Annotated in this window: 20 protein-coding genes; 9 read left to right on the forward strand and 11 right to left on the reverse strand. The window is 72.9% G+C overall.

Annotation, left to right across the window (positions count from 1 at the left end; translation table 11 throughout):
• Positions 1-4: 4 nt before the first annotated feature.
• The 7 genes from JOD66_RS09295 to JOD66_RS09325 are packed head-to-tail and all read right to left on the reverse strand — an operon-like array spanning position 5 to position 8633.
• Positions 5-769 carry an IclR family transcriptional regulator gene (locus JOD66_RS09295; RefSeq protein ID WP_204836600.1) on the reverse strand — a complete coding sequence of 255 codons (765 nt, stop codon included), beginning with the start codon at positions 767-769 and terminating at the stop codon, positions 5-7.
• Entirely contained in the window at positions 766-1653 is an 888-nt protein-coding gene (locus tag JOD66_RS09300; RefSeq protein ID WP_204836601.1) for an alpha/beta fold hydrolase, read from the reverse strand. Before JOD66_RS09300 ends, JOD66_RS09295 begins: the two co-directional genes overlap by 4 nt.
• The gene (locus JOD66_RS09305) at positions 1650-2597 is read right to left on the reverse strand and encodes a DODA-type extradiol aromatic ring-opening family dioxygenase (protein WP_204836602.1); all 948 of its coding nucleotides are present in this window, start codon (positions 2595-2597) and stop codon (positions 1650-1652) included. Before JOD66_RS09305 ends, JOD66_RS09300 begins: the two co-directional genes overlap by 4 nt.
• A gap of 27 nt (positions 2598-2624) precedes the next feature.
• On the reverse strand, positions 2625-2975 hold the full coding sequence (locus JOD66_RS09310) for a DoxX family membrane protein (protein WP_204836603.1): 351 nt from the start codon (positions 2973-2975) through the stop codon (positions 2625-2627).
• On the reverse strand, positions 2968-4278 hold the full coding sequence (locus JOD66_RS09315) for a Rieske 2Fe-2S domain-containing protein (protein ID WP_204836604.1): 1311 nt from the start codon (positions 4276-4278) through the stop codon (positions 2968-2970). The genes JOD66_RS09310 and JOD66_RS09315 overlap by 8 nt, the downstream gene beginning before the upstream one ends.
• Before the next feature lie 24 nt (positions 4279-4302).
• Positions 4303-6528 (reverse strand): hydantoinase B/oxoprolinase family protein, encoded by a 2226-nt coding sequence (locus tag JOD66_RS09320; RefSeq protein ID WP_204836605.1) that lies wholly within the window; start codon positions 6526-6528, stop codon positions 4303-4305.
• The gene (locus tag JOD66_RS09325) at positions 6525-8633 is read right to left on the reverse strand and encodes a hydantoinase/oxoprolinase family protein (RefSeq protein ID WP_204836606.1); all 2109 of its coding nucleotides are present in this window, start codon (positions 8631-8633) and stop codon (positions 6525-6527) included. Before JOD66_RS09325 ends, JOD66_RS09320 begins: the two co-directional genes overlap by 4 nt.
• A 230-nt stretch (positions 8634-8863) precedes the next feature.
• On the opposite strand from JOD66_RS09325, the gene JOD66_RS09330 reads away from it, so the two are divergent.
• Positions 8864-9559, forward strand: a complete 696-nt coding sequence (locus JOD66_RS09330) for a class II aldolase/adducin family protein (RefSeq protein WP_204836607.1) — start codon at positions 8864-8866, stop codon at positions 9557-9559.
• 1 nt (position 9560) lies between these two features.
• Here the strand turns inward: JOD66_RS09330 and JOD66_RS09335 are convergent, their stop codons facing one another.
• A complete protein-coding gene (locus JOD66_RS09335) occupies positions 9561-10292 on the reverse strand; it encodes an SDR family NAD(P)-dependent oxidoreductase (RefSeq protein WP_204836608.1) in 732 nt (243 codons plus the stop codon).
• 111 nt (positions 10293-10403) lie between these two features.
• Between JOD66_RS09335 and JOD66_RS09340 the strand changes: the two genes are divergently transcribed.
• Positions 10404-11807 carry an MFS transporter gene (locus JOD66_RS09340; protein ID WP_204836609.1) on the forward strand — a complete coding sequence of 468 codons (1404 nt, stop codon included), beginning with the start codon at positions 10404-10406 and terminating at the stop codon, positions 11805-11807.
• Here JOD66_RS09340 and JOD66_RS09345 read toward each other — a convergent pair.
• Complete coding sequence (locus tag JOD66_RS09345; RefSeq protein WP_307823407.1) at positions 11756-12685, reverse strand: AraC family transcriptional regulator; 930 nt, start codon at positions 12683-12685, stop codon at positions 11756-11758. The two genes, JOD66_RS09340 and JOD66_RS09345, sit on opposite strands and share 52 nt — an antisense overlap.
• Positions 12686-12886: 201 nt before the next feature.
• Between JOD66_RS09345 and JOD66_RS09350 the strand changes: the two genes are divergently transcribed.
• Positions 12887-13432: a flavin reductase family protein gene (locus JOD66_RS09350; protein WP_204836611.1), complete on the forward strand. Its 546-nt coding sequence runs from the start codon at positions 12887-12889 to the stop codon at positions 13430-13432.
• A 10-nt stretch (positions 13433-13442) separates the two neighbouring features.
• A complete protein-coding gene (locus JOD66_RS09355; RefSeq protein ID WP_204836612.1) occupies positions 13443-15035 on the forward strand; it encodes a 4-hydroxyphenylacetate 3-hydroxylase family protein in 1593 nt (530 codons plus the stop codon).
• Positions 15036-15286: 251 nt separating this feature from the next.
• Here the strand turns inward: JOD66_RS09355 and JOD66_RS09360 are convergent, their stop codons facing one another.
• On the reverse strand, positions 15287-16225 hold the full coding sequence (locus tag JOD66_RS09360; protein WP_204836613.1) for a helix-turn-helix transcriptional regulator: 939 nt from the start codon (positions 16223-16225) through the stop codon (positions 15287-15289).
• A gap of 143 nt (positions 16226-16368) precedes the next feature.
• Between JOD66_RS09360 and JOD66_RS09365 the strand changes: the two genes are divergently transcribed.
• The 3 genes from JOD66_RS09365 to JOD66_RS09375 are packed head-to-tail and all read left to right on the forward strand — an operon-like array spanning position 16369 to position 18935.
• Positions 16369-17601 carry a cytochrome P450 gene (locus JOD66_RS09365; protein ID WP_204836614.1) on the forward strand — a complete coding sequence of 411 codons (1233 nt, stop codon included), beginning with the start codon at positions 16369-16371 and terminating at the stop codon, positions 17599-17601.
• 1 nt (position 17602) lies between these two features.
• The gene (locus JOD66_RS29445) at positions 17603-18637 is read left to right on the forward strand and encodes a 2Fe-2S iron-sulfur cluster-binding protein (protein WP_307823408.1); all 1035 of its coding nucleotides are present in this window, start codon (positions 17603-17605) and stop codon (positions 18635-18637) included.
• Position 18638: 1 nt separating this feature from the next.
• On the forward strand, positions 18639-18935 hold the full coding sequence (locus JOD66_RS09375) for an EthD family reductase (protein WP_204836615.1): 297 nt from the start codon (positions 18639-18641) through the stop codon (positions 18933-18935).
• Here the strand turns inward: JOD66_RS09375 and JOD66_RS09380 are convergent.
• Complete coding sequence (locus JOD66_RS09380) at positions 18875-20143, reverse strand: MFS transporter (RefSeq protein WP_204836616.1); 1269 nt, start codon at positions 20141-20143, stop codon at positions 18875-18877. The genes JOD66_RS09375 and JOD66_RS09380 overlap by 61 nt on opposite strands.
• Positions 20144-20288: 145 nt before the next feature.
• Here JOD66_RS09380 and JOD66_RS09385 point away from each other — a divergent pair, with 145 nt between their 5' ends.
• On the forward strand, positions 20289-20786 hold the full coding sequence (locus tag JOD66_RS09385) for a thioesterase family protein (RefSeq protein WP_204836617.1): 498 nt from the start codon (positions 20289-20291) through the stop codon (positions 20784-20786).
• A 240-nt stretch (positions 20787-21026) separates the two neighbouring features.
• A complete protein-coding gene (locus JOD66_RS09390; RefSeq protein WP_204836618.1) occupies positions 21027-22244 on the forward strand; it encodes a DUF480 domain-containing protein in 1218 nt (405 codons plus the stop codon).
• Positions 22245-22257 lie beyond the last annotated feature (13 nt).

The raw sequence follows: 22257 nt of genomic DNA on the forward strand, positions 1-22257 counted from the left end.
TCGGTCAGGGTCGCGGGCGGCGGCGATGCGCCAGGGCGACCGATGCGTTGTGCGCGAGCAGGCGCAGCTCGCGCACGTGGCGGGTGAAGTCGCGGGGCGCATTCTCCCGCTCGACCGTCATCGCCGCGACCACCCGACCGAGGGGGTCGAGCACGGGCGCGGCGATGGCGTAGTGGTCGAGCCGGTACTCCGCCACCTCGGTGGCGTAGCCCTGGGCCCGGATCAGGCTGAGCTCGGCCCGCAGCTTCCTGGGATCGATGATGGTCTGCGGGGTGTAGCGCGGCAGCCGCAGGTCGACGATCCGGTCGACGAGCTCGGGTGGCGAGAACGCCAGGATCGCCTTGCCCATCGCCGTGCAGTGCACCGGGATGCGCTGGCCGTCGCGCAACGGGTTCTCCGCGTGGACGTCGGTCGAGGCCTCCAGGAGGTAGAGCACCTCGTCGCCGTCGAGCATCCCGAGGGCCACGGTGCCCTGGGTCTGGTCCCGCAGGATCCGCAGGAAGGGCTTGATCTGGCGGCGGACCACCCGCACCCGCGGCACCAGCTCACCGAGCTCGAAGAGCCGCGGGCCCAGCTGGTAGGCACGGTCGGCGTGCTCCAGCACGCGGTGCCGGACCAGCGCCTGGGCGAGCCGGTAGACCGTCGTCTTGGGCAGTCCCGTGCGGGTCACCAGCTGGCCCAGGGTGAGGCTGTCCTGGTCGTGCCCGAAGGCGTCGAGGACCACGAACAGCCGGTCCAGGTAGGAGTCCGCGCCGTCGGTGGAGGTCACGGCGCGGCAGCGACCGTCCCACCCGCGACGACCCGGTCGAAGAACGCCAGGATCCTCTCGTTGACGGCCTCCGGCCGGTCGTTCTGGCACTGGTGGCCGCAGTCCTCGAGCTCCTCGTAGGTGGCGTTCGGCAACATCGCGGCGAGCTCGCGCGCCTGGCTGATCGGCGCGAACTTGTCGTCCACGCCCCACAGCACGTGCTGGGGGAAGGTCGCCAGCTCGAGCCGCCCCTTCAGCGCGAACCGCTGCCACAGGTTGGGGTCGCTCGCCAGTCGCCGCTGGTAGGCGCCCATCGATCGCCAGGCGTCCATCGCGGCCGGCTCGGCCGCGATCTTGACCCGGGCCTTCACGAGCTCGTCGCTCGGCGGCGTGTGCAGCAGGCCCTCGAGGAACGCGCGCAGCGGCTCCTCGGTGCCGTCGAACGCCTTGAGCGCCTGCCGGGCCGGCAGGTGGTCGGGGTTCGCGATCCCCATCGCGTAGGCCACCGTCCCCGACGAGATCGTGAACAGGCCGAGCACCTCGTCGGGGTTGTCGAGCGCGAACTTCGTGGCGACGTACGCCCCGGCCGAGTTGCCGACCAGGCCCACCGCCTCGCCGCAGACGGTGTCGACGAAGTCGCGCAGCTGACGGGCGTGCGCCTCGTGTGAGAAGTCCGCGCCCTTGGGGCGGTCGGACCAGCCGTAGCCGTAGAGGTCGGGCGCCAGCACCCGGTAGCGCTCGGCCAGCGCCGGGATCGTGGCGGGCCAGGAGAACCGGGCGGCGGCGCCCGGTCCTCCGCCGTGGACCAGGACGAGGGGCGTGCCCTCGCCCGCCTCGAGGTAGTGGGTACGACGCCCGTCGGCGAGCCGCACGAACCGGCTGCTCCAGCCCTCGACCGTGCTCACGACAGCGTCCACTGGCCCACGGCCATGCCGAGGACGGCCCGGTAGAACGGCTCGTACTCCAAGAAGTCCGGCTCCACGCCGTCGCCGACCGCGCCGGCCAGGACGACGGTCTGGCGCAGCTCGACCTGGCCGTGGGCCAGCAGGTCGTCCGACGTGAGCTCGGCCAGCCGCGAGCCCCGGCCGGCCCGGAGGTCGGCGACGACCTGGCGGTCGAAGTCGGCGCTGATCGAGCCGAGCGTGAAGGGCCCGTCGTAGTGCTTCCACGGATAGCCGGCCGTGAAGTGCGAGAAGCCGCCCGAGGAGTAGAGCATCACCTTGCGGTCGGGGGCGTAGGACTCGATGGCCTCCCGGATCAGCTGGCCGACGCGGTAGCAGCGGCTGGGGTTGGGCCCGGGGTGATGGATGGAGTTGAGGAACACCAGCACGACGGTGGTCTCCCCCTCGGGGTCGAGGTAGCGCAGCGGCTCGTAGTGCGCGTGGTCGCGCAGCCGGCCGTCCTCGAAGCCCTCGGTCCACGCCATGTCGACGTCGGCCTCGACGCACGTCTCGAGGATCCGGCGCGACAGCTCCTGGTCGGAGCGATAGGTCACCGGTTCGCCGGACTCCCCCGTGATGGTGAACTCCGCGCCGGTGTAGACCGCGAACTGCGGGCGCAGCGGGTCGGTGAAGTTCTCGTCCTGGTCGTCACCGACGAGCACCAGGACGTCGGGCCGGTCGGTGCGCACGGACGCGCGCAGGGCCTCGAAGCCGGCCTTGATCGGCGCGTGCCGGACCAGGTTCTCGGCCAGGGTCTCGGCGAGCGCCTCGGGCTGCTCGGCCGGCGCCGGTACGCCGTTGAGCCGCTCGTAGTTGCGCCGGGTGGCCTGGCGCCGGCGATCCCAGTCGTCGGGGGCCAAGAAGGCGTAGGCGTGCGACGACACCATCGCCTTGGTCAGGTTGGACATCTCACTCGTTCCTCTTGGTGGTAATGGTCAGGGCATGGCGAGCAGCAGCAGGCCGCCCAGGACGGCGGTGTTCTTGACGAGCTGGGTGAGCTCGCGGCCGCGCTCGGCCCGGTCGGCGGCCCGCCAGAAGGCATGACCGCCGATCGTGGTGAGCACCAGCAGGACGCCCAGGCCGGAGGCCACCCAGGTGCGCTGCCAGCCGGTGACCAGGAGCAGACCGAGCACGACCATCGCCGCCCCGTTGGCGCGTACGGCGAGCAGCGGCGGGTTGCCGAACCACGCCGCCTTGGCGCGGCGCGGCTCCGGGTCGCGGGCGGTCGCCGCGCCGTTGAGGACGAACAGCAGCGCGATGAGCGACCGGGCGACCAGCTCACCCACGGGCGGCTTCCTGGGCCCGGCGCCGGTCGGCGACCTCGGCCGCGATCCGGCGCGGGTCCTCGCCCTCGGCGATCACCCGGGCGATCACGTTGATCTCGGGGAAGCCGTTGTCCTCGGGCCGGTGCACCGTGCCGGGCGCCGGCTCGCCGGCGTCGATCCGCTTGATCGCGTCGAGCATCGAGCGACGCAGCGCGATGACCGACCGGTCGCTGTAGCCGAGGTTCTCCTGGAGCCGGTCCTGGATCGCGCCGCCGGACTCGCAGATCACGGCGTCGTGGATCTCGAAGCCGAGGCCGAGCCCGTTGGTGGGGAGCCGGGAGGCCATCTGGGCACGGTTCTGGAGGTGGTGGTTCTCGCGGGTGCGCTTCATCCGGTAGCCGGGCAGCAGCTCGTCGACGCCGAGGAGCGCCTTGGCCAGGCGCGCCTTGTCGACCGCCTCGCTGCGGCGGAAGACCAGCACGAACTTCCAGTGGCTCTCGTCGTCGATCGGGACGTGCCAGTGCACCTGGTGCCCGTCGATCCCCTGGACGGCGCCCGGGAAGACCGCGACATTGGGCAACAGGAACGACTGGATCTTGAGGTACTTGCCTTCGGGCGCCTTCCGGGTGGTGAACTCGGTGAACCCGTAGTCGGTGTACTCCACCTCCATCTCGGGCGCCTTGTCCTCGTTGATCAGCTCGACGGCGTTCTTGGACCCGCCGGGCGCGCTGCGCTCGAGCTCCCGGTGGCTGTCCGCCTCCTCGGGATAGAAGACGTGGAGGAAGCCGAGGTGCGACTGGTCGAGGTTGCCCTCGTTGGCCTGCAGGTGGTTGCAGGCGTGGAACACCTTGGTGACGTAGGTGTTCGCCTCGCCGTGGCGCAGGAACTCGTAGTCGGGGAACTCCGGCGGCTCGTCGTCGCCGAGATAGGCGAACAGCAGCCCGGCCCGCTCGACGACCGGCGGCGCGTGCAGCCTGATCCGGTCGGCGAAGCCGCGGCCCTCGGGCTCCGGCGGCTGCTCGACGCACTGTCCGGTCACGTCGTACTTCCAGCCATGGTAGAGACAGCGCAAGCCCTCCGGCTCGCACACGCCATAGCTCAGGTCCGCGCCGCGGTGGGCGCACAGCCGCGCCATCAGCCCTGGTACGCCGTCCGCGTTGCGGAAGGCGACGTAGTCCTCACCGAGGATCGTCAACGGCAGCGGTGCCTGGTTGTCGACCTCCTCGGACAGCGCGACCGGCTGCCAGTAGCGCCGCATCAGCCGGCCGCAGGGGTCCTGCGGCCCGGTCCGGATCAGCTGGTCCATCACATCCTGGGCGAACATGCTCGTTGTCTCCGTTCTCTGTCGCTACCCGCGGGCCGCGAACGCCTCGGTCAGCACGCCGACGGTGGTCAGGTCGACCTCGGCGCCGACCAGCGGCGGGTCGTCGGGGCGGGAGGTCTCGATCTCGAGGAGCCGGCCGCAGGCCGGGCAGGCGTACATCTGCGAGCGCAGGTCGCGGTGCAGCCGGATCTCGGTGCCGAGGTCGGGAGCGTCGATCGCCAGCACGCCGGCGTACTCCTTCCAGCTCTCGGCGGCGGGCGCCAGCGCGTGCCCGCACCGGCAGACCACGACGGCGTCGTCGACCGTGCCCTCGATCCGCAGCGCGTCACCGAGCAGCGCGAGCGTCGGGCGCGGCTCGCCCGCGGCGGCGACCGGCCCCTCCTTGGCCCGTGGCCAGGCGCGGCGCAGGGCGCGCACCTCGTCACGACGGGTCCGGGTGCGCTCCTCGTCGACCCGGCCGTCGGTGAGCACCACGCCGTAGATCTGGGTGGCGGTCTCCGCGCTGATGACCTGCTGGGCGAGGTCGGCCTGGACGTCGGCGGGGTCGCGCTCGATCGGGTCGCCCCAGCCGCCGCCGGCCTGGGGGTACCAGAAGAAGACGTCGCCGGCCTGGAGCATGAAGTCGGCGGTCTTGGCCGCGGTCTCCTCGACCGTGCCGGCCAGGACGTCCATCTCGAGCGGCACCTCGCCGCCTTCGACGTGGGACCAGAAGTCGCTCCCCCGGACGACGACCCGCGCGTTGCAGCGAGCCGGGTAGCCGCCGAAGATCCCGGACGCCGTCGGCACCTCGAAGCCGTGCCCGCCGACCGCCGCGCGCAGCCAGTGGGCGTGGTGCAGCGTCATCGCCGCCGACGCGCTCTGCCCGCCCCGCTGACGTCCGGGGCCGCCCGAATCGGGCAGCAGCCGCCGGTAGAGCCACAGCAGCGGCATGATCATCTCCTGGGCCTCGACGTTGGGCACCTGGCAGTGGCTGATGCACCGGTGTCCCTGGGGACTCAGCCCGTCGCGGTGGGCGTAGGCACCGCCGCCGGTCTGCATGGCATCGAGGACGATCCAGCCCGAGTAGTCGCCGTACTGGTCGATGCCGTTGGGGCAGAACAGGTCGGTGCCGCCGGCCGGCGAGGCCTGCGCCTCGTCGATGTACGTCGGGTGCGTGGCCATCAGCTTGGACACCGCCTCCGTCGTGGTCATCTCGGCCATCCAGATGCCGCCGAGCGGACCCTGGCTGCACGCGGCGGGCGGGAGCGAGGTCAACAGGGTGCGGTCGGGGCAGACGATCTCGATGGCCCGCAGCGCCCCGGAGTTCCACGGGATGTCGAACGCGAGCAGCGGCAGCACTCCGGCGTAGACGCCGGCCAGCAGGCCGGTGCGGGTGCAGTTGACGAAGCCGTGGGCCTCGGGATCGGTGCCGGTGAAGTCGAAGCGCAGCGCGTCGCCGGTCTTGGTCAGCTCGAGCTCGACCCGGTGCAGCGTGTTGGTGTGGCCGTCATGGTCGAGATAGGAGCGCGCCCGGAAGACGCCGTCGGGCAGCTCTCGCAGCCGCTCGCGCACCCGGGTCTCGCTCAGGTCGAGCAGGCGGTCCATCACCGACAGGACGGTGTCGAGGCCGTAGCGGGCGACCAGCTTGCCGAGCTCCGTCGTACCGACCCGGTTGGCGGCGATCAGGCCGCGCAGGTTCAGGCTGAGCGCGTCGGGCAGCCGGCTCATCCCCGTGATCATCGACCAGACGTCGCTGCGCACCTTGCCGCCGTCGACCAGCTTGACCGGCGGGATCTGCAGCCCCTCCTGGTAGATGTCGCGGGCCTGCGGCATGAACCCGCCGTGCTCCATGCCGCCGATGTCGAGCTGGTGGCTGCACGCACCGGCCCAGGCGACCAGCCGCCCGTCGTGGAAGATCGGCTGCAGGATGCCGATGTCGGGCGCGTGGAGCGCGCCCTTGTGGGGGCTGTTGAGGACGAAGCAGTCGCCCTCGTTGATGCCCGGGTCCTCGGCGCAGTCGGCGATGACGTGCTTGACCATCTCCGACATCGACGAGGCGTGGTAGATCACCGTGCGTCCCATCGCGACCAGCTGGCCGTCGGCCCGGTAGAGACCGACGTTGAAGTCGTCGGCCTCGCTGACGATGGGCGAGCCGGAGACCGCCTTGAGGGCGACGGCCTGCTCGGTGTTGATGGACTCCAGGCGGTGCCGGATGACCTCGAAGGTGATCGGGTCGACCTCGGTCGGGTCGGTCTGCTGCGGGGCGCTCATCGGACAGCCTCCTCGGCGCTCGGGTCGGTGGGGATGTGGATCGAGAGGTCGCCGGAGGCGTGCATGAGGAAGGACTGGCCGGGACCGACCACGGCGGTGGTGCCGGGGTACTCGACGATCGCGGGCCCGACGATCTCCTCGTCGAGCGGCACCTGGCCGGCCAGGTAGATCGGGGTGGACACCGTGCCACCGGCCTCGAAGAAGTAGACCTCGCGGGTCTTGACCGCGTCCGCGCTCTCCCAGGCGGGCCGGCGCCACGCGACGGCCGGGGTCGGGATCATCCCGTCGACCCGGACCGTCGTCACCTCGACGCCGGAGCCCTTGAGCGCGGTGCCCGCGCCGTAGATGCCCTCGTACTGCGCCTGGAAGCGCTCGACCAGCGCGTCGAGGCCCTCGGGCGTGAACTCGCCGGCGCCGATCGGCACGTAGAGCTCGTGGACCTGGAGCCGGAAGCGCATCCCGACGTACCGGGTGATCTCGACGTCGTCGCCGAGCGCCGCCCGGGCCCGGCCCTCGAGCAGGCCGACGGCCTCGCCGAGCAGGCCGGGCTCGACATGGTCGGCGAGGTGCTCGAAGCCGGCCGGGGTGTGCCGGCCGAAGGCGGCCGAGAAGGAGCGGCGGCGGTCGGCCAGCGCGCAGCCGAGCGCGGAGTGCGCCGTCGCCGTGCTCGGCACGACGACGTGCCCGATGCCGGCGGTCGCGGCGAAGCGGTAGGCGTGGACCGGGCCCGCTCCGCCGAAGGCGAAGAGCGCGAACTCACGCGGGTCGTAGCCGGCCCGCAGCGTGGTGCTGCGCAGCACGTCGGCCATCTGGTTGTCGGCGACCTCGCGGATGCCGGCCGCGGCCTCGAGCACGCCGAGGCCGAGCGGGCGCGCGACGTGCTCCTCGATCGCCTGCTCGGCGAGCGCCCGGTCGAGCGGCATCCGGCCGCCGAGGAAGTAGTCGGGGTCGATGACGCCGAGCACGACGTCGGCGTCGGTGACGGTCGGCAGCGTGCCGCCGCGGCGGTAGCAGGCCGGTCCGGGCTGCGCGCCCGCGCTCTCGGGGCCCACACTGAGGTGGCCGTCGCGGACCCGGGCGATGGAGCCGCCACCGGCGCCGATCGCCTCGACCCGGATGCTGGTCAGCGCCACGTGGTAGCGGCCGACCGAGCGGCTCGCCTCGAGCACCGGCTCGCCGTCGAGCACCATGCCGACGTCGAAGCTGGTGCCGCCCATGTCGGTGGTGACGACCTTGTCCAGTCCCATCCGGCGAGCCAGCTTCGCCGAGGCGAGCACCCCGCCGGCCGGGCCGGAGGTGAGCAGTCCGGCGGAGCGCTCGGCCGCCTCGGCGGCGGTCAGCACGCCGCCCGCGGAGTCCAGGATGGTCGCGGTGTCGGGCAGGCCGGCGGCCTGGACGGCCTCGTCGAGCCGGGAGACGTAGTCGTGGATGACCGGGCCCAGGTAGGCGTTGATCGCCGTGGTCGAGGTCCGCTCGTACTCCCCCAGCACCGGGATCAGCTCGGAGGAGAGCGTGACATATGCCTGGGGCGCCTCCTCCCGGATGAGCTCGCGGACCCGCTGCTCGTGGCTGTCGTTGCGGAAGGACCAGAGCAGGCTCACCGCGAAGGCGGTGACGCCCGCGTCGGCGTACGCCCGGATGGTGGCGCGGGTCCGCTCCTCGTCGAGCGGCACGATCACCGTGCCGGTGTAGTCGACCCGCTCGTTGACCTCGCCGACCCGGTCGGGCTCGATGATCGGCGCCGGGAGCGAGCGTCGCGAGTAGTGCGAGCCCTCCGCGACGGTGAGGCCGGTCCAGCTCGCCATCGATCGCTGCAGGCGCAGGATGTCCGCGAAGCCACGCGTGGTCAGCAGGGCCGTCGGCGCGCCCTGGCGCTCGATGAAGGCGTTGGTGGCGGCCGTCGTCCCGTGGGCGAAGTAGCCGACCTGCTTCAGCAGGCCGGCGAGGTCTGCGTCGGGCGCGGCCACCGCGAGCGCGTCGAGCACGCCCCTCGTGCGGTCGTCGGGGGTGGTCGGGGCCTTCTGCACGTGCAGTGACCCGTCCGACCCGATCAGCACCGCGTCGGTGAACGTGCCACCCACGTCGGTTCCAGCTCGGTAGTCCACGATCTCTCCTCATCCCCGTGCGCGCTGTGTCGCCCGGTCGCGCCGCCGCCGCCCTCTGTGGCGCCGGTCACGTTGTGCGGTGGATGGTGCCGATCGCTTGCCGCGCGCTCCAAGCGCGGGTGCCGCGTCGTGGAACCGACTCTCGGGACCGTGTCCTGAGCGCTCAAAGACGTTCCGTGACGCGGAACCCACTGGCGCGATGTGCTCGAAGGTGATGGTGCGATGTCGTCGTGAGCACCGCAGCACTGCGCGAGGAGGTCGCCCTCGCCAGCCGGGTCCTCGGCCGCGAGGTCGGCGACGACTACGTCTGGGGACACGCGTCGCTGCGCGACCCCGACGGCCGCGGCGTGTGGATGAAGCGCAACGGCATCGGTCTCTCCGAGCTGAGCGCCGACGACGTCCTGCTCGTCGGCTGGGACGGCGCGGTGCTCGTGGGCGAGGGCCCACGCCACGTGGAGTACCCGATCCACACCGAGGTGCTGGCCGCGCGACCCGACCTCGACGCCGTGGCTCACGTGCATCCACGGGCGGCGGTCGCCTTCGCCACGCTGGGTGTCGACCTGCTGCCGCTCTCGCACGCCGCGACGCTGTTCGCGGGCCGGCCCGTCGGTCGCTTCGACCGCACCGGCGACCTCATCGACTCCGCCGAGCTGGGGGCCGCGGTCGCCGCAGCCGTGGCCGGCGCCGAGGCCTGTCTGCTCGTCAACCACGGCGTCGTCACGGTGGGCGCCTCCCTCGCGGACGCGGTGCTCCGCGCGGTCGTCCTCGAGGAGGCCTGCCGACTGCAGCTCGCGGTCCTGGCCGCCGCGGGCGGGCGCGCCCCGGTCTGCTCGGACGCGGCCGAGGCCCGTGCCAAGCGGGACCGGGTCTGGGGACCGGCCAACCGGGAGCACGCCTGGCAGTACCTGCTGCGCCGGCACGGCTGAGTCAGTGCAGGTCCGCGCCCGGCCCGTCGTACGCCGTCTCGCCTCCGTCGACGTGCACCACCGTGCCGGTGACGAACGCGGCGCGCGCCGAGAGCAGGAAGGCGATCGGCTCGGCCACCTCCTCGGGCCGCCCCACCCGGCCCAGCGCGGTGAGCCGCCCGACCATCGCGACGAACTCGTCGGCCGGGACGCCCGGCGGGGCGTCACCGCGCAGCATCGGGGTGTCCACCGGCCCGGGGCTCACGCAGTTGACCCGGATCCCCCGACCGGCGAGCTCACGCGCGCAGACCAGGCTCCACCGCACCAGCGCCGCCTTGGAGGCGGCGTAGGCGCCCATCCCCGGATAGCTGCGGTGCGCCGTGGACGACGCGACCGTCACCACCGAGGCGTCCGGCCCCAGGAGTGGAAGCAGCGCCGTGACCAGGTTGCTCGCGCCCACGACGTTGACCGCGAGGAGCCGCTGCCAGGCCTCGGCGTCGACCTCGCCGACGCGCTGCATGTGGGCGGCGCCGGCGGTGAGCACCAGCCCGTCGAGCCCACCCCAGCACGCCCGTACGACGTCCGCCAGCCGCGCGCAGGACCACTCGTCGGTCACGTCCACCTCGGCGTCGGTGCCGGCGGACCGGTCGGCGACGAGCACCTCGGCCCCCTCCCGCCGGGCAACCGCCACCACGCCGGCGCCGATCCCCGACGCACCGCCCACCACCAGCACCCGCCTGCCCTCGAGCTCCATGACCCCACCGTCCGTGGCCGCCGCACCCTCCCGCCAGCCGCGGTTCCGCACGGCGGTCCTGCCCTGCGGAAGCGGGACCCCGCGGCCACCGAGCGACTGAGAGCATCAGGCATGCCGTCCACCACCACGACCGAGGGGACCCGCGCTCAGTTCACGACCCTCGCGGCGATCACGGTGATCACCGGCATCGTGAGCAGCCTGGGCGCGCCGCTGGTTCCGACGATCGCGGTCGAGCAGCACGTGTCGCTGGCGACCGCGCAGTGGATGCTCACCGCCACCCTGCTCGCCGGCGCGGTCGTGACCCCCGTCCTCGGCCGACTGGCCACCGGCCGGCTGCGCCGCCCCGTGCTGCTGGCCGGCCTGGGCACCGTGCTGGGCGGCACCCTGCTGACCGCCCTCCCCCTCGGGATCGGCACCATGATCGCGGGCCGCGCCCTGCAGGGGGTCGGGATGGCGCTGGCGCCGCTCGCGTTCGCGGTGGCCCGTGAGCTGTGGTCCGGCCAGGAGCTGCTCGCGAAGCTGGCCGCCCTCTCCGTGGCGTCGGTCAGCAGCGCGGGCCTCGGCTACCCGGCGTCCTCGCTGGTCGCCGAGCACCTCGGCATCACCGGCGCCTACCTCTTCGGCGCCCTCCTCGTCGCCGGTACGACGGCCCTCGCGCTGCGCCACCTGCCCGCCTCCGCCGACGGCGCGCCGCAACCTGTCGACGTGACCGGTGCGGTGCTGCTGTGCACCGGCACCCTCGGCTTCCTGCTCGCCGTCAGCCAGGGCGAGCGCTGGGGCTGGGCGCAGCCGCGGACCCTGGGCGCCGGCCTCGGCGGCCTGGCCCTGCTGGCCGCCTGGATCGCCTGGAGCATGCGTGCGCCACGGCGCGACCGCCCGGTGCTGGTCGACCTGCGACTCGCCCTGCGCCCCGGCGTACGTGCTCCGAACCTGGTGACCGTCGCCATCGGGGTCAGCCTCTACGGGCTGTTCTCCCTGGTCGTCGTCCTGGTCCAGGCCGACGGGAGCCGCGGCTTCGGCCTGAACGCCGGGCTCGCGGTGAGCGGGCTGGTCCTGGTGCCCTACGCACTCGCCGGCATCGTCTCCAACCGGCTGGCCCTGCGCACCGCACGCCGGTTCGGACCCCGTCCGCTGCTGCCGACCGGCTGCCTGGTCTTCGGCTCGGGCCTGCTGCTGCTCACCTGTTGGCACGACGCGTTGTGGCAGGCGTTCCTGGCGATGGCCGTGTGTGGGCTGGGCGGCGGCTTCACCTTCTCCTCGATGGCCGTCCTGATCGTCCCCCATGTCGCCGCGGAGGAGACCGGCAGCGCACTGGCGTTCAACCAGCTGCTGCGCTATCTCGGCTTCTCGATGGGCTCGGCGCTGACCGTGGCCCTGCTGGAGGGCTTCGGCGGCGATGCGGCGGCATTCCGGGCGACCGCGCTCAGCATGGCCGGGATCTGCCTCGTCGCGGCCGCGCTGGCCTACCGCCCGCGCAGGGTGACCGACGGCGCGACGCCGTACCGCTCGCGATAGGAGGCCGCGAACCGGCCGAGGTGGGCGAAGCCCCAGCGCATCGCGACCTCGGACACGCTGTCGACGCCACCGGCGAGCAGGTCGGCGTGGACCCGCTCGAGCCGGATGGAGAGCAGCTGCTGGGTGGGGGTGCGGCCCAGGTAACGCTGGAAGCCCTGCTGCAGCCGGCGGATCCCGACGCCGGACGCGGCGGCCAGCTCGGCGGCGGTCCAGTCGCGGGCCGGGTCGGCCTCCATCGCCTCGACGACGCGGGAGACGATCCGCGGCCGGATCGTGCCGCAGCCCGGCTCCTCGGGGAAGCAGGCGGCGACGAACGCGGCGGTGAGGGTGCCGGCGAGGCGGCGGCCCACCCGCTCGTCGCGGGCGAGGGCGGGATTGCGCAGGGCCTCGGTGCCGATCGAGCCGAGCAGGCCGATCCAGGCGCGGCCGCCGTCGGTGCGCAGGTCGACCTGGGCGGGCAGCCGGTCGGTGGTGAGGCCGACGAGCGCGGTGACCTCCTCGGCGAGATAGGCGCGCTCGACCCGCATCCCGACGATCGAGCAGTCAGCCGACCAGCGGGTCATCCGGGTCTGCTCGTCGGGCGGGCAGACCGTCGCCTGCCCGTCGAGGGAGAGCACGTGGTGGCCGCCGACGTTGGCCTCCAGCACGCCGCTGCGCGGCACGTTGACCGCCCACGCGCCGGGGTGGTCGGACTCGACGGCGACCTCCGAGCCCCAGCCGATCCGGGCCAGCCGCACCGGGCCGAGGTCGACCGCGCGCAGGTCGGCCGGTCCGGCCGGACGCCGCTTGATCGCCAGGTCGTGGGGGAAGTAGGCCCGCGCGACGGCCTCGGAGAAGTCGTCGAGCTCGTGGGACGACGCCGTCAGCGTTCCCGTCACGCCACTCACCCCCTTCTCGGTGACGCCCATCACACTACCGGCGCGACGCTGTCCGGAAAACGCACTCGATCCACCCCGCTGCGCATTCCGGACAGTCGGTGCGCGGAGCGGATCGCCGCGGCTCCCGCACCGGCCTAGCGTCCCCGTCCACCACCCGACCCGACCCCGGCACCGACGGGGTCGCGACGACGAGGAGGAGCCATGGACCCGCGCACGCTGCGCTCGACCTTCGGTCGCTTCGCGACCGGCGTCACCGTCATCACCTGCCGCACCCCCGACGGCGCCCACCACGGCGCGACCGTCACCGCCTTCACGCCGATCTCCCTGGACCCGCCGCTGGTCCAGGTCGCGCTGACCCGCACGTCGAAGGCGGCGGCGTACCTGGACGGTGCGTCCTTCGCCGTCAACGTGCTCGCAGCCGACCAGGTCGACGTGGCGATGCACTTCGCGGGCCGTCCGAGCGCGGACCCGCTGCCCTGGTGCGACGGCACGGTCGCCCCCTCCCTGCGCGGCACGGCGGCCACCCTCACCTGCCGCGCGCACCGCACCGACGACGGCGGCGACCACCTGCTGTTCCTCGGCGAGGTGGTCGACGTGGTCAGCACCGACCGGCGTCCGCTGCTCTTCCATGACAGCGCCTTCCACCAGATCGGCCGCCGTTCGTCCGACGTCGTCTGGCTCGGCTGCCAGGACGACCCCCACACCAGCTGGTTCGGCGCGCTCGTGCCGGCCGACACCCACTACTGAGGAGATTCCGATGACCGACACCCTCGCGCCCGAGTCCGCGCCCGCCCACGACGACGGGCCGCCGACCGTCAACCCGGCCGCCGGCTCGCCGGCCAACCAGCAGGCCAACTTCGCCTCCCGGCCGATGACCGGCGACGAGTACATCGAGAGCCTCCGCGACGGTCGCGAGATCTACCTACAGGGCGAGCGGGTCGAGGACGTCACCACGCACCCGGCGTTCCGCAACCCGATCCGGATGACCGCCCGCCTGTACGACGCCCTCCACACCGGCCCGCACGTCGACGAGCTCACCGTGCCCACCGACACCGGCAACGGCGGCGTCACCATGCCGTTCTTCAAGACGCCCACCTCGTCGGCCGACCTGCTCAAGGAGCGCGACGCGATCGCGCGCTGGGCCAAGATGACCTGGGGCTGGATGGGCCGCAGCCCCGACTACAAGGCCAGCTTCCTCGGCACCCTCCACGCCAACAAGGAGCTGTACGCGCCGTTCGAGGCCAACGCCGAGCGCTGGTACCGCGAGTCCCAGGAGAAGGTCCTCTACTGGAACCACGCGATCATCAACCCGCCGGTCGACCGCAACCTGCCGCCCGACGAGGTCGGCGACGTCTACATGAAGGTCGAGAAGGAGACCGACGCCGGTCTCGTCGTCTCGGGCGCCAAGGTGGTCGCCACCGGCTCGGCGATCACCAACTACAACTTCATCGCCCACTACGGCCTGCCGATCCGCAAGAAGCAGTTCGCGCTGATCTGCACCGTCCCCATGGACGCGCCGGGCGTGAAGCTGATCTGCCGGACGTCGTACACCCAGCAGGCGGCGCAGAACGGCACCCCGTTCGACTACCCGCTGTCGAGCCGGATGGACGAGAACGACACCATCTTCGTGTTCGACAAGGTGCTGGTGCCCTGGGAGAACGTCTTCATGTACGGCGACGTCGACCGGATCAACGCGTTCTTCCCCCAGTCCGGCTTCCTGCCCCGGTTCACCTTCCAGGGCTGCACCCGGCTCGCGGTCAAGCTCGACTTCATCGCCGGCCTTCTGATGAAGGCGCTCGACACCACCGGCTCCGGCGACTTCCGCGGCGTACAGACCCGGGTCGGCGAGGTCATCGGCTGGCGCAACCTGTTCTGGTCGCTCACCGAGTCCATGGCCCGCGACCCCGAGCCGTGGGTCGGCGACGCGGTCATCCCGAAGCTGGAGTACGGGCTGACCTACCGGATGTTCATGATCCACGGCTACCCGCGGGTCAAGGAGATCATCGAGCAGGACGTCGCCTCCGGCCTGATCTACCTGCCGTCCGGCTCCGCCGACTTCAAGTCCGCCGAGGTGCGCCCGTACCTCGACAAGTACGTCCGCGGCTCCAACGGCATCACCGCCGTCGACCGGGTCAAGGTGATGAAGGCGCTGTGGGACTCCATCGGCACCGAGTTCGGCGGCCGGCACGAGCTCTACGAGCGCAACTACTCCGGCAACCACGAGAACGTGAAGGCCGAGCTGCTCTTCGCCGCCCAGAACCGCGGCATCGTCGACCAGATGAAGGGCTTCGCCGACGAGTTCCTCGGCGAGTACGACCTCGACGGCTGGACCGTCCCCGACCTGTTCTGACCGACCCGGCTCGAAAGTGCGCGTGTTTTCCGCCGACCCGGCTCGAAAGTGCTCCGGATTTGCGCCGACCCGGCTCGAAAATGCACGCCAAACCCGCCGACCCGGCGCGAACTTCGCGCCGGGTCGGCGTCATTTCGGCGCACTTTTCTGCCGGGTCGGCGCAACACCAGCGCGACTTTCTGCCGGGTCGGCGCAACACCAGCGCGACTTTCTGCCGGGTCGGCGCAAGACCAGCGCGACTTTCTGCCGGGTCAGCGGTGGGCGGAGGGTGGCTCGCCGTAGCGCCGGCGGTACGCCGCGGCGAACCGGCTGGCGCTGGAGAAGCCCCAGCGAGCCGCGACCTCCCCGACGGTCGGCGGCGGCTGGGCGGCGAGGTCGGCGCGGGCCCGGCGCAGCCGGATGTCGAGGAGGTACGCCGACGGGGTGCAGCCGAGCCACTGCTGGAATGCCTCCTGCAGCCGCCGCACGCTCGTGCCGGCCAGGGCGGCCATCTCGGCGGCGGTCCAGGCCCGGGCGGGGTCGTCGTGGAGCTGCTCGACGACGCGGCGGACGTGCCACGGTCGGGCCGGCGGGCTGGCGACTTCGGGGGCGCGGCACAGGTCGACCAGGCCGGCGACCAGCGCGCCGGCGAGCTGCTGGCGCACCAGGTCGCTGTCGGCGAACAGGTGGGGATCGTGCAGGTTGGTGGCGAGGCTGGTGACCAGCTGGCGCCAGGCCCGGCCGCGCCCCTCGTCGAGGCGCAGCTGGTCGGGCAACAGCTCTCGTACGCCGACCCGGTCGGTGCCGAGCAGCCGCTCGGCCTCCACGTCGAACCAGGCGCTGTCGAACTTCACGCCGAGCACCGTGCAGGTCGCGTCCCAGTGGCTGATCAGCGACGGGGCGTCGGCGCGGAACACCGTGCCCTGCCTGGCGACCGAGGTGATCGGGCCGTGCCGCCCCCGGCTCTCGAGGTGTCCGGTGATCGGCAGGTTGACCTCGTAGGCGCCGGGGTAGTCGCAGTCGATCGCGACGTCGGCGCCCCAGCCGACCTGGCCGATCATGACCGGCCCGAGGTCGAGGGTGCGCAGCGTCAGCCGCGGCTCGTGGACTCCGCCGACGAGCCGGAGCTCGTGGGGGAAGTAGGCCGCCGCGACGACCCGGGAGGCACTCCCCCAGTCACGCGGCGACCGGCCCCGGACCCGCTCGGACACGCTGCGCAATCTACCTGAGACGGAGGTCACAAATCGCCCGCGCGATCCGTGCCGGGACCGCGCGATCCGTGTCGCCGCCGTCCGCCCGCCGACCTACCTTCGTCGCACTTCCGCAGCACCCGCACCCTCCCGAGGAGCACCCGATGACCGCCGTACAGCAGCCGACCACGCCGGACCTCTCCTGGCTGGAGTCGGTCTCGATGTCCCAGCTCGAGCGCAACCCCTACCCGACCTACGAGCGACTGCGCCGCGAGGCCCCGCTGGCCTTCGTCCCCGTCCTCGGCTCGTACGTCGCCTCGACCGCCGAGGTCTGCCGCGAGGTCGCCACGAGTCCCGACTTCGAGGCCGTGATCACCCCGGCGGGCGGGCGCACCTTCGGCCATCCCGCGATCATCGGCGTCAACGGCGACATCCACGCCGACCTGCGCGGCATGGTCGAGCCGCAGCTGCAGCCGGTCGAGGTGGACCGCTGGGTCGACGACCTGGTCCGCCCGATCGCGCGCCGCTATCTCGAGTCCTTCGAGGACGCCGGCCGCGCCGAGCTGGTGGGCGAGTACTGCGAGCCGGTCAGCGTGCGCTCGCTCGGCGATCTGCTGGGCCTGCAGTCGGTGTCGTCCGACCAGCTGCGCGACTGGTTCCACAAGCTGAGCCGCTCGTTCACGAACGCCGGCGTCGACGAGAACGGCGAGTTCCTCGACCCCGAGGGCTTTCGCGAGGGCGACGAGGCGAAGGCGGAGATCCGCGCGACCGTCGACCCGCTGATCGACCGGTGGATCGCCGAGCCCGCGGACACCGCGATCTCGCACTGGCTGCACGACGGGATGCCGCCCGGCCAGACCCGCGAGCGCGAGTACATCTACCCCACGATCTACGTCTACCTGCTCGGCGCCATGCAGGAGCCCGGCCACGGCCTGGCCTCGACCCTGGTCGGCCTGTTCAGCCGGCCCGAGCAGCTCGAGGAGGTCGTCGACGACCCGACCCTGATCCCCCGCGCGATCTCGGAGGGGATGCGCTGGACCTCGCCGATCTGGTCGGCCACCGCGCGCATCTCGACCCGCGAGGTCACCGTCGCCGGCGTCGACCTGCCGGCCGGGACGCCCGTGATCCTGTCGTACGGCGCCGCCAACCACGACACCGGCCGCTACGACGCCCCGACCGAGTACGACCTGCACCGTCCGCCGCTCCCGCACCTCGCGTTCGGCGCCGGCAACCACGCCTGCGCGGGGATCTACTACGCCAACCAGGTGATGCGGATCGCGATGGAGGAGCTGCTCGAGGCGATCCCGAACCTGGAGCGCGACACGTCCGAGGACGTCGAGTTCTGGGGCTGGGGCTTCCGGGGCCCGACCTCGCTGCACTGCACCTGGGAGGTGTGAGGTGACGATCACCGTCGGCGAGCGCCGGGTGGAGGCCGCCGCCGACCAGACGGTCCTCGAGGCGCTGCTGCGCGCCGGGGTGTGGATGCCGAACTCCTGCAACCAGGGCACCTGCGGCACCTGCAAGCTGCAGGTGGTGTCCGGCGAGGTGGACCACCGCGACTCCCCGCTCGACACCCTCACCCCCGACGAGCGCGCCGCCGGCTTGGCGCTGGCGTGCCAGGCCCGCCCCTGCGGCGACACCGAGGTGGCGCTGCGCGGCGCGGACAGCGGCCGGACCACGCACCCGCTGCGGGACCTGACCGCCACCGTGATCGCCGTCGAGGACATCGCCCGCGACACCCGGCGGATCCTGCTGGGGCTCGACGAGCCGCTGGCCTTCAGCGCCGGACAGTACGTCGAGCTGGTGGTCCCCGGCAGCGGCGAGCGCCGTCAGTACTCGTTGGCCAACACGGCCGAGGAGGACAAGGTCCTCGAGCTCCACGTCCGCCGGGTGCCGGGCGGGATCGCCAGCGACCGCTGGCTGTTCGGCACCGTCGCCGTCGGCGACCGGGTCGAGGCGATCGGCCCGCTGGGCGACTTCCACGTGCCCGCCGCGGACGCCGACGAGGGCGAGCCGATGGTGCTGATCGGCGGCGGCACCGGACTGGCGCCCCTGGTCGGCATCGTCCGGACGGCGCTCGCCCGCCACCCCGAGCGGGAGGTGGTGCTCTACCACGGGGTCCGTGGCCGCGCCGACCTCTACGACCTGACCCGGTTCGAGGAGCTCGCGGCGGTGTACCCGGGCTTCCGGTTCGTCCCCGTCCTCTCCGACGAGCCCACCGGGACCGGCGGCGACGGCACGTCGTACCGCCACGGCTTCCCGACCGACGTCTTCGTCGACGACGTGGCCAGCGCCCGCGGCTGGTCCGGCTGGCTGTGCGGCCCGCCGCCGATGGTCGAGGCCGGTGTGCGAGCGTTCAAGCGGCGCCGGATGGCGCCGCGGCTGATCCACCGCGAGAAGTTCACCCCCGCCGACAGTGCCCAGGAGGCCTGAGATGCCCACGTTGACCGTCCTCTACGGGATCCCGAGTGACCCTGACGCCTTCCGCCGCCACTACGACGAGGTGCACGTCCCGCTCGCGAGGGCGCTGCCGGGCGCGACCGCGCTGCGGTACTCGCTCGCCGTGGAGACGCTCGCCGGCGAGCACCCCGTCTTCGCCAGCTTCCACGCGGAGTTCCCGACCCGGGAGGCGCTCGACGCGGCGCTCGCGTCGCCCGAGGGCCAGGCGGCTCAGGCCGACGTGCCGGCGTTCGCCAGCGGCGGGGTGACCATCCTGGTCGAGGGCGACTGAGGCGGCACCGGGCTGAGGACGGCGTTCAGCACCCCCGCCGCGACGACCACCAGGGCCGCGACGACCGGCAGGAAGAGCGCGGCGGAGGTGCCGAACCGGTCGGCGACCTCCCCGGTCACCGCCGAGGCGAGCGACTGGCCGACGATCACGGCCGAGCCGAGGATCGTCATCACGGTCGCGGACCGGCCGGCCGGGCTGCGCAGCGCGCCGAGGCTGTACTGGGTCACCATGGTCGGGCCGATGCCGCAGCCGATGAGCAGCAGCACCCCGCACATCGCCGCGACCGACGACACCAGCGGCAGCAGCGCCGCCCCGGCGAGCATGGTGCCGCCGAACACCAGCCACCGGGCCCGCAGCGAGAAGGCGGCCGGGAACAGGGCGACGCCGAGGGCCAGGGTCGCGGAGCCGATGCCCATCACGCCGTACACCAGGCCGGCGGAGGCCGGCTCGCCGTGGTCGGCCATGAACGCCGTCAGCGAGGTCAGCATCGAGCCGAAGAACAGCCCCACCCCGAAGATCCCGGCGACCACCGCGAGCAGCGGCGGGCGCGCGATCTCCCGAGCCGGCGCCGGCCGGGTGGCCCGCTCGTCCGCACCCGCCGCGGCCAGGGCCGAGGGGTGCAGCGCGAAGGCCGTCACGAAGACCAGGGTGAGCACCGCCGCGCCGGCGACCGGCGCCCACGGGTCGAGCATGGTGCCGAGCAGGCCGACCACGAACGGGCCGACGATGAACACCAGCTCGTCGGCCGCGGACTCGTGGGCCATGGTCGCGTCGAAGGTGCGCGACCGGCGGCCCGGCGCGATCCGGGCGCCGATGATCTGCACCAGACGGCTGCGCGACATCGGCGCGATCTGCGGCGCACTGGCCCCCACGACGTACGCCACCGCCAGCACGGCCACCGCCGGCAACGGGCTGTAGACGACCCACGCCATCAGGCCCAGCGCCGTCGTCGACGCGACACCGCTGACCAGCAGCACCCGGCGCTGCCCGAACCGGTCGGCCGCCGCACCCAGCAGCGGCCCGACGGTCGCCGCGCCGAGGCCGACGACCGCGGAGTTGAGGCCGCCGAAGGCGAGCGAGTCACGGCCGGCGACGACCAGGGTCAGCACGCCGACCACCATCATCGCGTAGGGCAGCCGCGCGACCAGCGCGATCGGGAAGTACGACGCACCGGCGGCCCGCACCAGCGTCGGGGAGTGATCAGGCATGTCCTTCGTCCAAGGGGTCGAGGTGCCGCCTTGGACCGCCGGGCGAGCCGACGCGAGGTAGATACACGCAGTGGATCTGTCGGCCCAGGATACGCCGCGGGGTGGGCTGCTCACCAATCCCGACGGGGTTCAGTAGGGTCCGAGCATGAGCACGCAGCCGACCTACGACCAGCTCGTCACCCTGCCCGCCTACGCGGTCCAGCCGGTCCCCAGCGCGTTCGAGGACAGCAACGGCTTCCTCAACGTGCGCCACTACCTCGGCATCGGCAGCGAGGGCCTCGACGAGTCCCTCTACGACATCGGGATCCCGTTCAACTGGCCCGTGCTCAGCGGCTTCGCGTGCCTCTCGGCCGAGCACCACCTCACCTACCTGCACGAGCTCAAGACCGGCGACCAGATGTCCGTGCGGGTGCGCCTGCTCGGCCGCTCCGAGCGCGCGGCGCACGCCCTCGTGTTCGTCCTCGACGACACCAACCAGCGGGTCGCCTGCGTCTTCGAGGAGATCTTCCTCTGCGTCGAGATCGCCGACCGCAAGACCGCGCCCTGGCCCGCTGAGATCGCCGCGGGGCTGGACCAGCGGGTCGCGGAGCACGCCGCCATCGGGTGGGAGCCGGTGACCTCGGGGTGTCTCAAGCTGCGCTAGTTGTGTGATTTTGGCTCGCTTCGCTCGCATGTTGGGCGCGCTTTGACGCGTGGTCTTCCGTCGCTCCGCTCGCTTCCTCGCTAGCGCTCGGTCGCTCGCTCCACTCAGTCCAGACCACGCGGCGCGCCCAACGACAAACCCCCCTCGGCGGCATGGCTGCGTGATCACGCCGGCTTCGGCGCGACGGAAACCCTTCGGCCTCACCTGTCGGGCTGGTCGGCTGTCGCTAGGCTCCCTGCCGTGAGCGACCTGCCCGTCCTGACGGCCGAGGAGCAGCGCGTCCTGGGGAGCCTCCTGGAGAAGGAGGTGACGGTGCCGGCGTCGTACCCGATGACCGTCACCGCCGTGCGCACCGCCTGCAACCAGCAGAGCAGCCGGGAGCCGGTCGTCGACTACGACGACGACCTCGTGCACCACGCGCTGCGTGAGCTGAAGCGGCTCGACCTGGTCGGGGTGACCTGGGAGGACCACGGGCGGCGCACGCTCAAGTACGTCCAGACGCTCTCGGTGCGGCTCGGCCTCGCCGACGACGAGCGGGCGCTGTTGACCGTGCTGCTGCTGCGTGGCCCGCAGCCGCCGGGCGCGCTCCGCACCCGCACCGAGCGGCTGTTCGCGTTCCCCGACCGGGGCGCGGTCGAGGCCTGCCTGCAGCGGCTCGCCGAGCGCGAGCAGCCGCTCGTCCAGGTGCTGCCGAGGCAGCCGCGCGAGCAGGATGCCCGCTGGGTCCATCTCCTCGGCCCCCTCGACCTGCCGGCGGCCGGGGCCGGCTCACCGGCGCCGGCGGTCGACCGCGACGCCGTGCTCGCGGAGGGTGCCGAGGCGCGGGACGCGAAGGTGCGCGCGGCCTATGCCGCCATCGCGCGACCGTACGCCGACGCGCTGGGCGGCGAGCTCGAGGACCTGCCGTTCGAGCGCTGGCTGCTCGACCGGGTCGCGGCGCACGCCGGCGCCGAGCCCGTCGTCGAGGTCGGGTGCGGGCCGGGCCACGTCACGGCGTACCTCGCCGAGGCGGGCGCGGACGCGACCGGTCTCGACCTGACCCCCGAGATGGTCGAGCAGGCGCGGGAGCGCTACCCCGACGGGGTCTACGAGGTCGGCGACCTGCGCGCGCTGATGCGCCCCGTCAACGGCTCGGGCTGGGCGGCCGTCCTGGCCTGGTACTCGCTGATCCACCTCGCCGCGTCCGAGCTTCACGGTGCGCTCGTCGCGCTGGCCCGGCCGATGCGCCCCGGCGGCCTGCTGGTGCTGGCGCTCCATGCCGGCGCGGAGGTCCGCCACCACGACCGGTGGTTCGACCACGAGGTCGACCTCGACGTGGTGCTGCACGAGCCGGCCGAGGTCGTCGCCCTCGTCGAGCGGGCGGGCCTGGTCGACGTCGAGTGGTACCGGCGCGGCCCCGTCGCCGCCCGCGGCGAGACCACCGAGCGGCTCTACGTCGTGGCCCGTACGCCGGCCTGACGGCCGCCGCCGG

It is taken from the genome of Nocardioides nitrophenolicus (genome assembly GCF_016907515.1).
In the GTDB taxonomy this organism is placed as follows: Bacteria; Actinomycetota; Actinomycetes; order Propionibacteriales; family Nocardioidaceae; genus Nocardioides; species Nocardioides nitrophenolicus.

Bases quoted from the DNA above. Each gene is read 5' to 3' on its own strand.
- JOD66_RS09315 (WP_204836604.1), bottom strand. From the start codon at position 4,278: ATGTTCGCCCAGGATGTGATGGACCAGCTGATCCGGACCGGGCCGCAG.
- JOD66_RS09320 (WP_204836605.1), bottom strand. From the start codon at position 6,528: ATGAGCGCCCCGCAGCAGACCGACCCGACCGAGGTCGACCCGATCACC.
- JOD66_RS09335 (WP_204836608.1), bottom strand. From the start codon at position 10,292: ATGGAGCTCGAGGGCAGGCGGGTGCTGGTGGTGGGCGGTGCGTCGGGG.
- JOD66_RS09385 (WP_204836617.1), top strand. From the start codon at position 20,289: ATGAGCACGCAGCCGACCTACGACCAGCTCGTCACCCTGCCCGCCTAC.
- JOD66_RS09305 (WP_204836602.1), bottom strand. From the start codon at position 2,597: ATGTCCAACCTGACCAAGGCGATGGTGTCGTCGCACGCCTACGCCTTC.
- JOD66_RS09365 (WP_204836614.1), top strand. From the start codon at position 16,369: ATGACCGCCGTACAGCAGCCGACCACGCCGGACCTCTCCTGGCTGGAG.
- JOD66_RS09350 (WP_204836611.1), top strand. From the start codon at position 12,887: ATGGACCCGCGCACGCTGCGCTCGACCTTCGGTCGCTTCGCGACCGGC.
- JOD66_RS09375 (WP_204836615.1), top strand. From the start codon at position 18,639: ATGCCCACGTTGACCGTCCTCTACGGGATCCCGAGTGACCCTGACGCC.
- JOD66_RS09355 (WP_204836612.1), top strand. From the start codon at position 13,443: ATGACCGACACCCTCGCGCCCGAGTCCGCGCCCGCCCACGACGACGGG.
- JOD66_RS09380 (WP_204836616.1), bottom strand. From the start codon at position 20,143: ATGCCTGATCACTCCCCGACGCTGGTGCGGGCCGCCGGTGCGTCGTAC.
- JOD66_RS09340 (WP_204836609.1), top strand. From the start codon at position 10,404: ATGCCGTCCACCACCACGACCGAGGGGACCCGCGCTCAGTTCACGACC.